The sequence below is a fragment of the Pseudomonas sp. G3-19 genome (assembly GCF_054855875.1).
Genome location: NZ_JBMPIQ010000003.1, coordinates 4,278,642 through 4,290,842 on the forward strand (window position 1 = coordinate 4,278,642; position 12,201 = coordinate 4,290,842).

At 60.3% G+C, this 12,201-nt stretch carries 10 protein-coding genes; 2 read left to right on the plus strand and 8 right to left on the minus strand.

Translation table 11 applies throughout. The annotated features are described in order from the left end of the window. Positions 1–90: 90 nt before the first annotated feature. The 4 genes from gltP to ACOYXI_RS19680 all read right to left on the minus strand — a co-directional run bounded on the left by gltP (position 91) and on the right by ACOYXI_RS19680 (position 3,113). Entirely contained in the window at positions 91–1,422 is a 1,332-nt protein-coding gene (gene gltP, locus ACOYXI_RS19665) for a glutamate/aspartate:proton symporter GltP (protein WP_103367992.1), read from the minus strand. 702 nt (positions 1,423–2,124) lie between these two features. Continuing rightward, entirely contained in the window at positions 2,125–2,589 is a 465-nt protein-coding gene (locus tag ACOYXI_RS19670) for an inhibitor of vertebrate lysozyme family protein (RefSeq protein WP_096797612.1), read from the minus strand. A 2-nt stretch (positions 2,590–2,591) separates the two neighbouring features. Then, the gene (locus ACOYXI_RS19675; protein ID WP_003177151.1) at positions 2,592–2,756 is read right to left on the minus strand and encodes a DUF1328 domain-containing protein; all 165 of its coding nucleotides are present in this window, start codon (positions 2,754–2,756) and stop codon (positions 2,592–2,594) included. 72 nt (positions 2,757–2,828) lie between these two features. Then, the gene (locus ACOYXI_RS19680) at positions 2,829–3,113 is read right to left on the minus strand and encodes a hypothetical protein (protein ID WP_047297449.1); all 285 of its coding nucleotides are present in this window, start codon (positions 3,111–3,113) and stop codon (positions 2,829–2,831) included. 426 nt (positions 3,114–3,539) lie between these two features. On the opposite strand from ACOYXI_RS19680, the gene algB reads away from it, so the two are divergent. Both algB and ACOYXI_RS19690 read left to right on the plus strand, forming a co-directional pair. Then, the gene (gene algB, locus ACOYXI_RS19685; protein WP_027610247.1) at positions 3,540–4,886 is read left to right on the plus strand and encodes a sigma-54-dependent response regulator transcription factor AlgB; all 1,347 of its coding nucleotides are present in this window, start codon (positions 3,540–3,542) and stop codon (positions 4,884–4,886) included. Positions 4,887–4,896: 10 nt separating this feature from the next. Further along, positions 4,897–6,687: a KinB sensor domain-containing domain gene (locus ACOYXI_RS19690; RefSeq protein WP_027610246.1), complete on the plus strand. Its 1,791-nt coding sequence runs from the start codon at positions 4,897–4,899 to the stop codon at positions 6,685–6,687. Here the strand turns inward: ACOYXI_RS19690 and ACOYXI_RS19695 are convergent. The 4 genes from ACOYXI_RS19695 to ACOYXI_RS19710 form a co-directional block, all read right to left on the minus strand. Next, positions 6,684–8,297 (minus strand): EAL domain-containing protein, encoded by a 1,614-nt coding sequence (locus tag ACOYXI_RS19695; protein ID WP_461675572.1) that lies wholly within the window; start codon positions 8,295–8,297, stop codon positions 6,684–6,686. The genes ACOYXI_RS19690 and ACOYXI_RS19695 overlap by 4 nt on opposite strands. A gap of 76 nt (positions 8,298–8,373) precedes the next feature. Then, complete coding sequence (locus ACOYXI_RS19700) at positions 8,374–9,153, minus strand: N-acetylmuramoyl-L-alanine amidase (RefSeq protein WP_098966464.1); 780 nt, start codon at positions 9,151–9,153, stop codon at positions 8,374–8,376. A 100-nt stretch (positions 9,154–9,253) separates the two neighbouring features. Further along, positions 9,254–11,326, minus strand: coding sequence for a GGDEF domain-containing protein (locus ACOYXI_RS19705; protein ID WP_461675200.1), 2,073 nt, complete (start codon positions 11,324–11,326; stop codon positions 9,254–9,256). After that, positions 11,323–12,201 (minus strand): endonuclease/exonuclease/phosphatase family protein, encoded by an 879-nt coding sequence (locus ACOYXI_RS19710; RefSeq protein WP_027610242.1) that lies wholly within the window; start codon positions 12,199–12,201, stop codon positions 11,323–11,325. Before ACOYXI_RS19710 ends, ACOYXI_RS19705 begins: the two co-directional genes overlap by 4 nt.

Consider the following 12,201-nt stretch of genomic DNA (forward strand, 5'->3'; position numbering starts at 1 on the left):
AGCTTGCTCGCGAAGGCGGTGTGTCAATCAACATAATTGTTGGATGTGCCGGCCTCTTCGCGAGCAAGCTCGCTCCCACAGGGGTTTGCATTACGGCTTGGAAATTTCGCCAGCCGGCAGTTTTTCCTTGCTGCGCCAGTGCGGCAGGGAGTTCCAGTAGCGCTCGCCCTTGGCGTCGTCGTACATGCCTTCCCAGCGCGCGATAACCAGCACTGCCAGGGCGTTGCCGATCACGTTCAGTGCGGTACGCGCCATGTCCATGATGCGGTCGACACCGGCGATGAACGCCAGGCCTTCCAGCGGGATACCCACACTGCCCAGCGTCGCCAGCAGCACTACGAAGGACACGCCCGGTACGCCGGCGATGCCTTTGGAGGTGACCATCAGGGTCAGCACCAGCAGCAATTGCTGGCTGATCGACAGATCGATGCCGTACAGCTGGGCAATGAAGATCGCGGCGATCGACTGGTACAGGGTCGAACCGTCGAGGTTGAACGAATAGCCGGTCGGTACCACGAAGCTGCAAATGGCTTTCGGTGCGCCGTAGGCTTCCATCTTCTCGATCACCCGTGGCAGAACGGTTTCCGAAGAGGCGGTGGAGTAAGCCAGAACCAGCTCATCCTTGAAGATGCGCATCAGCTTGATCACCGAGAAGCCGAACAGCTTGGCGATCAGGCCCAGCACCACGAAGGCGAAGAAGGCGATGGCGACGTAAACCAGGATCACCAGTTTGGCCAGCGGCAGCAGCGAGGCGAAACCGAAGTTGGCCACGGTCACCGCGATCAGGGCGAACACGCCGATCGGCGCGTAGTTCATGATCATGTGGGTGACTTTGAACATGCTTTCCGAGACGCCCTGGAACATCTTCACCAGCGGCTCGCGCAGGTCCGACTGCAGGCTCGACAGACCGAGACCGAACAGCACGGAGAAGAAGATGATCGGCAGCATTTCGCCACGGGCCATGGCCGCGAAGATGTTCGACGGGATCAGGTTGAGGATGGTCTCGATGAACGCGTGTTCATGCTGCACTTCGGCGGCGGTCGCCTGGTACTTGGAGATATCCACCGTGCCCAGGGTGCTCATGTCGATGCCGGCGCCCGGGTGGAACAGGTTGGCCAGCAGCAGGCCGACGATGATCGCGATGGTGGTGACGATTTCGAAGTAGATGATGGTCTTCAGACCGATACGCCCGAGTTTCTTGGCGTCGCCCACGCCGGCGATGCCGACGATCAGGGAGGAGATGACGATCGGGATCACGATCATCTTGATCAGACGGATAAAGATATCGCCTGCCGGTTGCAGGACGTTGCTGATCCACCAGGCTTTTTCGGCACTGAAGTGGTTGAGCAACGCACCAATTGCAATCCCTAAAACCAGACCGATGAGGATCTGCCAGGCGAGGCTGAGTTTTGCCTTCTTCATTATCTTTACCCTTACTTGCGTTTGACTCAGGCACATGCAGGAACTGGAACGCTCTGTCAGCGGAAAAGTCTGTGCATCTGCCTCCGTATAAGGTGCCCCGAAGCGCGTATTTACGGCTCTTCGGCAGGCGAAAAAAGGCGCAACTATTCCGATGCAAGGTTGCGCCGTCTAATGCCGTAAACGCCTACCCTATGCCGAATCGGCATGAGCTTTTTTAATTGAAACTGGCGTCCCAACCGGTTCGATTACGACATTTCAGCCGGCATAAGTGCCGTGAACCGGCCATTGCAGCGTAGATTGGTTATTTTTTAAACGAGAAATTTCGACGGAAATCTTAAGAAAAAGCCTACGTTTGCAGACTAGATGTCCCACTGTTTAAAGGGACTCTTTCTCGATATACGGTCGCCAGGAAACACCGCGTAATGTTTTCGCGCGCAGTGTGAGGCATAAAAAGATGAGCAGGACGCTCTGGATCAATGTTTTTGCATCGGATAAAGCTCAGCGCAAGTCCGTCGAACCACTGAGGGTCGGCGAACCTGCGTCGCAGCTTTTACCCTGACCCGGCCCTCGCGCAGGCACTCCCTGTACCCGTAGGTCACTCCGACCCTGCAACAGTCAGAACGTCCCGGCCCCTTGGTCATGCGCCAGCCTTCCTCGGGTAGGCGCAATAAAGGGCAGCGGGGCGCTGCCCTCATGTTCGAATCAATACCACTTCGGGTCTTTCTTCAGCGTTTCCATCAACAGGTTCTGCATACCCTCATCCGGTTTGCCGAGGAAGCGGTAGGTGGCATGTCGCGTTGGCGACTTGTCGGCCGGCAGTCCTTCGGGAACATCGACGAGCATGGCGTACGCGTCTTTCTTGTCGAAGCTGAAAGCCACGATCAAGCGATGGTTGAGGCACTTGTCTGCGGATTCACAGAGCGGGCCGACCAGGTACTTGTCGCCGTCTTCAGTCACGGCATTCATCTGCTGGTCTGGCGTGCCGGACAGGTTCATCACCCATTCCGGCAGGCGTTCTTCGTGCTTCACAACGCCTTGCCAGGTTTCGCGGTATTGCGGGTCGGAGCTGAGCAGCTCGTTGACCCGCGCCTGGCCATCATTGGCCGCCATCGCCATGGCACTACCGCCCATAAGCAGGGCGGCTGCCAGTGTCTTCAAAGCAATCATCGTTAACCTCGGCCGCGACGGCCAAAGAAGAAGGAAGCGATGAACATCACCAGGAACACGACAAAGAGAATCTTGGCGATACCCGTGGCGGTGCCCGCGATACCACCGAAGCCCAGTACGGCGGCGATGATGGCAATGATCAAGAATGTAATTGCCCAGCTCAACATGGTGATTCTCCTTACTTCTCTATTTAGGGATATTGCGTGTTCCGGCGCGATGCGCCTGAATTCTTCGGTTCGTCAGAAAACCCAGCGCTCTTCACGTGGCAGTTGATCCAGCGGCTGTGGCTGATCGACATCCATCATGCGCATCGAGGCGCTTTCGGCCTGACTGCTGCTGACGGCGCTGAAGTGCGTCTGCGTGCTGTGTTGAATAGAGATCAGCGGCTCAGGCTTCTGGCTGTTTTCCCAGCTCAGGTATTGCTGGCAGGCAATCAGGGTGATCAACAGTGCAAGTACGCCAAACAGGCCTTGCTGGATATGCAGTGGCGAGATACGCACTTGGGCGGCACGTTGGCGAGTCATCCTGGGTTCCTCACTCTTATTCGGTTGGGGCAGTGGAATCTGCCCGGGCTGAATGAGTTATTGCAGGCTGCATGCCAGTTCTTTATTTGAAAAATATTCAATAAAATCAATTGGTTGCGAGTGAGTTCAATTCAGCGACGGACGCATCCTGCACGATGGGTCATCTACGGTCGTGCGAAATGCATGATTATTTCGTAGGAGATTTCATTCTTATGGAATTGAGAGCACGTCCCGGATGTCAGAAAAGTACGCAGGGAACCCTCTGTAAATCGGTGATTGTTTAAAAACTCAACAAAATCAACGGATTGGCCGTCAAGGCAGGAGAGAGCTACCCTCCCATGGCTCGCATCGTTCAGAATCAACCATGCAACTTGCCCGATTTTTCCGGGACTAACCCAAGATCAATCACTATGGAGCGTAGGAAAAATGGAATCTGCCACTGAGCATCAAGGCCGCATTCTGCTGGTGGACGACGAGTCCGCCATCCTGCGAACCTTTCGTTACTGCCTCGAAGACGAAGGTTATACGGTGGCCACCGCCAACAGCGCGGCTCAGGCTGATGCACTGTTGCAACGCCAGGTATTCGACCTGTGCTTCCTTGATTTACGTCTGGGTGAAGACAACGGTCTCGATGTACTGGCGCAGATGCGCGTTCAGGCGCCATGGATGCGGGTGGTGATTGTCACCGCGCATTCGGCGGTCGATACCGCGGTGGACGCGATCCAGGCGGGTGCCGCCGACTATCTGGTCAAACCGTGCAGCCCTGACCAGTTGCGTCTGGCTACCGCCAAGCAGCTGGAAGTGCGCCAGCTCTCGGCGCGTCTGGAAGCCCTCGAAGGCGAGATCCGCAAACCCAAGGACGGCCTCGACTCCCACAGCCCGGCGATGAAAGTCGTGCTGGAAACTGCGCGGCAGGTTGCCGGTACCGACGCCAACATCCTTATCCTCGGCGAATCCGGCACGGGTAAAGGGGAACTGGCCCGGGCCATCCACGGCTGGAGCAAGCGCGAGAAGAAATCCTGCGTGACCATCAACTGCCCGTCCTTGACCGCAGAGTTGATGGAAAGCGAGCTGTTCGGTCACAGTCGCGGTGCGTTTACCGGCGCCAGCGAAAGTACGCTTGGTCGAGTCAATCAGGCGGACGGTGGCACGCTGTTTCTCGACGAGATCGGCGATTTTCCGCTGACTTTGCAACCCAAGTTGCTGCGTTTTATTCAGGACAAGGAATACGAGCGGGTAGGGGACCCAGTGACTCGCCGCGCCGATGTGCGGATTCTCGCCGCGACCAACCTCAACCTTGAAGACATGGTGCGCGACGGGCGCTTCCGTGAAGACCTGTTGTATCGCCTCAACGTGATCACCCTGCATCTGCCGCCATTGCGCGAACGTGCCGAGGACATCCTGACCCTGGCCGACCGCTTCCTCGCGCGCTTCGTCAAAGAGTACGCGCGTCCGGCCCGGGGCTTCAGTGACGAGGCGCGGGAGGCGCTGCTGGGTTATCGCTGGCCGGGCAATATCCGCGAGCTGCGCAACGTAGTGGAGCGGGCGAGCATCATCTGCCCGCAGGAACGCGTGGAAATCAGCCACCTCGGCATGGCCGAGCAGCCGGCGAACAACGCACCTCGAGTCGGCGCCGCGCTGAGCCTCGATGAACTGGAAAAAGCCCACATCGGCGCGGTGCTGGCGACGGCAGGCACGCTGGATCAGGCGGCGAAAACCCTGGGCATCGACGCGTCGACCCTGTATCGCAAGCGCAAGCAGTACAACCTGTGAGCGCCCGACGATGAAGCTGGCGATGAAGTTGCGCACTCGCTTGTTCCTGAGCATTTCTGCGCTGATCACGGTCGCCTTGCTCGGGCTGTTGCTCGGGCTGGTCAGCGTGATGCAGATGGCCGGTACTCAGGAAGCAACGATCCGCAGCAACTTCGTGACCCTCGACCTGGGGCTCAAGTTGCGTCAGACCCTCGGCGACCAGTTGGTGCTGATGCTGGCCGAAAAACCCGATCCCGCCGCGTTCGAAGCGTCAAAGCAGCATTACCTGCAATTGCTGGATGAAGGCATTTCGCAGGAGGCCGACGGCGATGGCCGCCAGTACGGGTTTACCCAGGCCAAGGCCGACTATCTGAGTTTTCTCCAGGCGTTCGAGCTGTCGCGTAATCCGGGCAATGTGCTCAGCGGCAACAGCGACCTCAGAGAACGCTTCAACATCTTGCGCAACGGTTTGATTGCCGAGCACAAGCATGCGCTGGACAACATCAACGCCGTGCAGCATGACGCCCGGGAAAGGGCGCTGCTGGTCTCCGGCCTGCTAGGGTTGGTGGGACTGGCGGTGCTGATCATCGGCTTTGTCACCGCGCATGCGATTGCCCGGCGTTTCGGCGCACCGATCGAGGCGCTGGCGCAAGCGGCGGACAACATCGGCCAAGGCAATTTCGAGGTGACGCTGCCGATTTCCTCGGCGATGGAAATGAACCAGCTGACCAAGCGCTTCGGGCTGATGGCCGAGGCGCTGCGCGAGCATCAGGCGACCAACGTCGACGAGCTGCTGGCCGGTCAGCAACGCTTGCAAGCGGTGCTCGACAGCATCGACGACGGCTTGCTGATGATTGATCGCGAAGGGCATCTGGAGCACCTCAATCCAGTGGCCCAGCGCCAGTTGGGCTGGGACAGTGATCGACTCGGTCAGGGTTTGGGCACAGCGCTGGAGCGCCCGGAACTCGACGCACAACTGCAACTGGTGTTGCGCGGCGGCACCCTTGAGCGTGCTCCGGAAGATTTGAGCATCGAGGTCGATGGCGAATCACGTCTGCTGACTTACAGCCTGACGCCGGTCAGCCACACCCAGGGGCATATTCTTGGCGCGGTGATGGTGCTGCATGACGTCACCGAGCAGCGCGCCTTCGAGCGCGTACGCAGCGAGTTTGTGCTGCGTGCCTCCCATGAGCTGCGCACGCCGGTCACCGGCATGCACATGGCGTTCGGGCTGTTTCGCGAGCGGGCGAAGTTTCCCCCGGAGTCACGCGAGGCGGACTTGCTCGACACGGTCAATGAAGAGATGCAGCGCCTGATGCAGTTGATCAATGACTTGCTCAACTTTTCGCGTTATCAGAACGGTTTACAGAAGCTCACCCTGGCGCCGTGCTCCATCGAAGACTTGCTGGCGCAGGCGCAATCGCGCTTTGCGGATGCGGCGGCGGCCAAAGGCATTGCCTTGAACGTCGAAGTGCAGGGGCCGTTGCCGCGCCTGCAGGCCGATCAGGCGCAACTGGACCGGGTACTGGATAACCTGATCGATAATGCTCTGCGCCACACTGCCCGCGACGGGCAGATCCGCCTGCAAGCGCGCCGACATGGCGAGCGGGTGATTATCAGCGTCGAAGACAACGGAGAAGGCATTGCCTACGGGCAGCAAGGGCGGATTTTCGAACCGTTCGTGCAGGTCGGGCGCAAGAAGGGCGGCGCCGGGCTCGGTTTGGCTTTGTGCAAGGAAATTGTGCAGTTGCATGGCGGGCGCATGGGCGTCTATTCGCGGCCGGGGCAGGGTACGCAGTTCTACATGGCGCTGGCGGTCTAGGCTTCGTCATCCAGTCGGCGCCCGGCGAGGCGTCGTCCACGGGTGATCAGTTCGATGAACTGCACCGCACTCAAGGCCTGGGCGAACAGCCAGCCCTGACCGAACTTGACTCCCTCACTGCTGAGAAACACGGCTTGCGCTTCATGCTCGATGCCCTCGGCAATCACTTTCAGATCAAGTGCCTGCGCCATGTGAATGATGTGCGGAGCAACGCCGCTGCTGGCCGCGTCATGACCGAGTGCGTCGATGAAGGCCTTGTCGATTTTCAGGCAATCCACCGGCAACGTTTGCAGGTAGGCGAGGCTGCAATAACCGGTGCCGAAATCGTCGATCAGCACCTGATGGCCGACATCGCGCAAGGCTTGCAGGTTCTCCCGCGCCACCACCACGTCGATCAGCCCGCGCTCGGTGACTTCGAAGGCAATCTGCCGCGCCGCAACCCGGTGCAGGGTCAACAGCCTGGCCATGACCTGGCCGATGCGCGGCACCATTACGTCGCATGCTGCGAGGTTGACCGAGATGTACAGCTGCGGATTGGCGCGCAGCACTGGTCCCAGTTGTTCCAGCAGCCGTTGCAGGACGAAATCGGTCATCTGCCGAATCTGCCCGGTGTTTTCCGCCAATGGAATGAACAGGTCGGGGCTGGTCAGGGTGCCGTCCGGGCGGCGCCAGCGCAGCAGGGCTTCGGCGCCCACGCAATTGCGGCTGTCGAGGTCGAATATCGGTTGATACAGCACTTGCAGCTCGCCACGCCGAATCGCACCCTGCAGCTCGGCGTCCAGTGACTGGCGCTGACGCACCAGTAGAAACACGAAGAAACCGGCAAACGCCCCCAGCAGCAGGCAGGCCGGCACCATCCACCACCAGACGGTCGGGATGTGCATGCCACTGCGCGGGGTGATCAGCACCAATTGGTATTCCGGATTGTTGGTTGGCATGCGATAGATCAGCCGTGACTGGGTGACTTGCAGGGCCTCGCGGCTCTTCGGTGGCCAGACTTCGCTCGGTGGCCAGGTCTGGGCTGTGCCGAGCACCGGAATCGCTCGCCTTCCATGATCGAGTACCACCAGCAGGCTGCTGTCCGGTGGCAGGTCGACCATGTCGGTCAAATGCCCGCGCGATGTCGCCACGCGGAAGTTGCCGCGCCCGAGCATCAGCGCCGCGCGGTTTTCATCGGGTTCGGTGGTGGTGTTGAGCCAGTAGCTGTAAGTCGGGCCCTTGATGTCCGGCGTGCGGATGACCGACAGTCCCTCCTGCCGGGGGCGGTTGGAGCAGATCCGCGAGCCGTCCATGTAGGCCGCTTCATAGACGAAGCGATAGTTGAACGTGACCTGTTGCAGGGTGGCGATCATTTCCTCATCGCAACTGCGCAACGGCTGTGCCTGGAGGTCGTCGAGACTTTCGCGCAATTGCCCGAACAGTTGCTCGAGGCGGGCCAGAAAACGCTCGCCCTGGGCGTTCATCTCCTGGCTTTCGTTCTGCTCGATCTGGCGCATGGCGACGAACATTCCGCCGGCGATCAGCAGGCTTGCACTGAGGACAGCCGCGATCATCGCCAAAAACCACGGGCGATAAAACCAGCTACGCAGCGTCGCTCGGGTAGCAACCATCATGGAATATCCGAAGAATTACCAATGAGTTATAGCTGCTGATTGCGATTTCGCCCTGACCGTCGGGCGGGCGTCATTATTTTGTCTGATTGAGTACCAGCAACAACGCGGCTGTTTGCGCGTCCGGCATACCGTCGAAACGGGAAGGGCGGAAATGCATCTGGAACGCTGCGAGCACATGGCGCGTCGCTACATCCAGCTCGCCGGTTTGCGGGGTGTCGTAACCGACGCGCGCCAGTTGTTCCTGGAACCAGCTGATGCTCGGCAATTCGGCGTTGAACAGCACCTGCTGCCGCGCCACCGCTTGTTCATTAGGCCATACGCCCAGGCCTTCGGCGGCCAGACGTTTCCATGGGAACAGTGGGCCGGGGTCGAGTTTGCGCAGGGGCGCGATGTCGCTGTGACCGATGATATGGCGCGGGCTGATGCCTTGGCGCTTGCTGATGTCCTTGAGCAGGACGATCAGCGACTGAATCTGCGCTTCGCTATAAGGGAACCACAGGCGCCCGGTCGGCGTGTCCTTGAAGCCCGGATTGACGATCTCGATACCGATCGAGCTGGAGTTGAGCCAGGTGCGGCCCTGCCACTGGCTTTCCCCGGCGTGCCAGGCGCGCTGGTTTTCATCCATCAGTTTGTAGATGGTGGCGCTCTTGTCGTCGCCGATCAGGTAGTGGCTGCTGACTTCGCCGTGGGTCAGCAGTTGCAGCGAACGCGCGAGCGACGCCGAGGTGTAATGCACGATCACGAACTGCACGCGGCTGTCGTGATTGGCCGAAGGATGGCTGGTGTCGTAACGCGGGCCGCTGGCACAACCGGCCAGAATGAGCAGCGACGCGAGAAGGGTAAAAAATTTCATGGCAAGAGGCAGTACACGCAAGACAGTAATGCAACAGTGTAACGTAATGCCTCGGGTCTCGACGGCCGGCGGGCTGAATTAAACAAAATGGAACAATTACTCAGCCCAGCTCGACCCGGTTGCGTCCGCCATTTTTCGCCCGGTAAAGCGCCTGATCGGCTCTTTTGAGCACCAGATCGCTGTGTTCTCCCGTTTTGAACGACGCCAGGCCCATGGAAATGGTGATCGTCACCCGTTCGCCCTTGAAGTGAAACGGGCAGGCTTCGATTGCCGCGCGCAGGCTTTCCAGCAGTTTGGCGCCCACCGCAGGCGTGGTCGCCGGCAGCAGCAGAACGAATTCCTCACCACCAAAACGGGCAATGAAATCCGCTGCGCGCAGGCGTTTGCGCAGCACTGTGGCGATGATCTTCAGCACCTTGTCGCCGGCCAGATGGCCGTAGTTGTCGTTGATGCGCTTGAAATGATCGAGGTCGAGCATCGCCAGACTCAAGGTGTTGCCGTGTTGCTGCCACTGCTTGATCTCGTGTTCCAGGCGTTCGCTCCAGGCGGCGCGGTTGGGCAGGCCGGTCAGCGGATCGATCAGGGCTTTCTGCCGCTGTTCTTCCAGGTGTTCGCGAAAGCCCAGGGCTTCCTGCTCCATGTGCGCCACACGCTCGGCCAGACCCTTGAGGCGTGCCGCCACTTCCTGCTCGCGGGCATCGCGCTGTTTCTGGTGTTGATCCATGGTGCCGAGCAGGCCTTCCAGATGGTTCTCCAGCACTTGCTTGAGGTCATCCAGATCGGCCGCTTCCTGCATGCTGGTCTGCAAACCATCGACCTGCTCGCGGATCTGCGTGTCCATCGCCCGCGCCGCCGAGCTGTTGTCGGCGTGGCCTTCGCTGGCGGCCTGCAGGTTGCTCTGGAACGCTTCGAGGCGCTCGTTGAGTTGCTGCAGATAGGCTTCGAATTCGTGCTGGCCGCTGTCGGTGATCGCCAGCATCAAGGTCGCTAGATCGTCGAGAATCGGCAGCAGTTCGTACCAGTTCAGGCCATTTTTCAACCGGTCGCGCATCGCCTCAGCCTGCGGGCGATGGCGCTCGGGCAGGGTCAGGTCGTCGAGCAGCCCGATCAGCGTGTCTTCGATGTGTTTGGCCACTGAACTGTAAGACGGCTCCGGGGAATCGGGCAGGGCGTACAGAATGTCCTGCTCGGGTTGCTCCGGATCGATGGCGGCCAAAGCCTGGGCAATCGGTTCGGGCAGGGGCAGACTATCGAGGAGCAACGGTGCCGGGATGTCGCCCGGGTGGATCAACTCGTCGGGGTTGAACGCGGCAGCAGGTGCTGGCGCCGTGATCGGGGTGGTCGGCCGTTCGGCTTCAGGTTCGGCCGCTGGTACTGCAGGTGCAGCAACGGGTTCGCTGATCGGCTCGGCAGCAATGACCGGAGGCACGAACGCGAACACAGGTGATTCGGACTCGGGCTGCACTGCTGGCGTTTGCTTAAGCTCGGCCTCTGGTGGTTGCGCGATGGCCGCTACGGTGACGGGTGCTGCCGGAATCGGCTCGACCGCTGCGGTTGGCGCGGGTACCGGCTCAGATGCAGGTTCAGCGTTGGCCGGTGTCGGCGTCGGCGCCTGAGGCTGATCCGAAGACTCTGGCACCCCTTCACTGTCACGGCTGCCAAACAGGCGCTGCAAAAAGCCCGGGCGGTCGGGCTCGGGCGGCGTTTCCAGCTGGCTCAACGCCTTGCCCTGCAAACCACTGAGTTCGCTCAGCAGCAGCGGCATTTCCCGCGCCTGACCGACCCGGCTGTCGAGTTGCTTGGCGAATTTCTTCAGCGGCTGGGCGACTTCCCGGGGCAGCGGCAGCGCTTGTAGCTGGGTGACCAGCGCGGTAAGCGCGGTGCTGACCTGATCGATTCGGGTTTCGCGACGTTGCTCGGAATCGAGCACGGCTTTTTCCAGGCGCGGCAGCAGGGCGGCGAGGCCGGCGTCCATGTCGTCGGTGCGCACCACGTCGCGCATCTCTTTCATGCACTGATCAACGACCTTGTCGGTGCCTTCAGCGGCCAGCGTGCTGCGCACCAGACCGCGGCGCAGCAAGTCGAGCCGGGCGGCCCAGCGACGTTCGAGCTTGTCCTGTTGTTCGATGCTTTTGAGGTACTTCTCTTTCCAGCGCTGGGCGTCGTCGCTCATTCAGGGGTTCCGCGAGGGGCAGGACTCAACGCGGGCAATGCATCGGCCGTGAGCGAACCCGGCAGACGAATCTCTACCGCGACCGGCAGGTGATCGGAAATGGGTTGGGCCAGCACTTCGACCTTTTCCAGGGTCAGGGTCGGGCTGAGCAAAATATGATCAAGGCATCGCTGTGGCCGCCAACTGGGAAAGGTGGCTTGCATCTGCGGGGCCAGCAGGCCGAGATCGCGTAACGGTGACTGTTGTAGCAGATCACTGGCATGGGTGTTCATGTCGCCCATCAATATCTGGTGCTTGTAGCCACTGATCAGGTCACGAATATAGGCCAGTTGCAGGCTGCGCACCCGTGCGCCGAGCGCCAGATGCATCATCACCACCACCAGCGCCTCCGGACCTTCACCGAAGCGCAGCAGGATCGCGCCGCGACCTTTCGGGCCGGGCAGCGGATGATCTTCGATCGCCCACGGCTTCAGGCGACTGAGCACGCCATTGCTGTGCTGGGCCAGTCGGCCGAGGTTGCGATTGAGTTGTTGATACCAGTAGGGGAAGGCGCCGAGGTGGGCCAGGTGTTCGACTTGATTGACGTAGCCTGAGCGCAGACTGCCGCCATCGGCTTCCTGCAGGGCGACCAGATCGAAGTCGCCAAGCAGGTCACCGATCTTCTGCAGATTGCCTGAGCGTCCGGTGTGCGGCAGCAGGTGCTGCCAGCTGCGGGTCAGATAATGCCGATAGCGCTCGGTGCTGATGCCGACCTGGATATTGAAACTGAGCAAGCGCAGACGATGGTCTGCGGGCAGGCCCGTGGACTCCAGGTGATGCTCGTTGACCTGCGGATCATGCAGGCCAACGCTGCGTTCGGTGCCCCAGCGGCGCAT

Excerpts from the sequence above, each read along its gene's own strand:
- gltP (WP_103367992.1), bottom strand. The coding sequence starts at position 1,422 with ATGAAGAAGGCAAAACTCAGCCTCGCCTGGCAGATCCTCATCGGTCTG.
- ACOYXI_RS19670 (WP_096797612.1), bottom strand. The coding sequence starts at position 2,589 with ATGATTGCTTTGAAGACACTGGCAGCCGCCCTGCTTATGGGCGGTAGT.
- ACOYXI_RS19675 (WP_003177151.1), bottom strand. The coding sequence starts at position 2,756 with ATGTTGAGCTGGGCAATTACATTCTTGATCATTGCCATCATCGCCGCC.
- ACOYXI_RS19680 (WP_047297449.1), bottom strand. The coding sequence starts at position 3,113 with ATGACTCGCCAACGTGCCGCCCAAGTGCGTATCTCGCCACTGCATATC.
- algB (WP_027610247.1), top strand. The coding sequence starts at position 3,540 with ATGGAATCTGCCACTGAGCATCAAGGCCGCATTCTGCTGGTGGACGAC.
- ACOYXI_RS19690 (WP_027610246.1), top strand. The coding sequence starts at position 4,897 with ATGAAGCTGGCGATGAAGTTGCGCACTCGCTTGTTCCTGAGCATTTCT.
- ACOYXI_RS19695 (WP_461675572.1), bottom strand. The coding sequence starts at position 8,297 with ATGGTTGCTACCCGAGCGACGCTGCGTAGCTGGTTTTATCGCCCGTGG.
- ACOYXI_RS19700 (WP_098966464.1), bottom strand. The coding sequence starts at position 9,153 with ATGAAATTTTTTACCCTTCTCGCGTCGCTGCTCATTCTGGCCGGTTGT.
- ACOYXI_RS19705 (WP_461675200.1), bottom strand. The coding sequence starts at position 11,326 with ATGAGCGACGACGCCCAGCGCTGGAAAGAGAAGTACCTCAAAAGCATC.
- ACOYXI_RS19710 (WP_027610242.1), bottom strand. The coding sequence starts at position 12,201 with ATGCGCCGCTGGGGCACCGAACGCAGCGTTGGCCTGCATGATCCGCAG.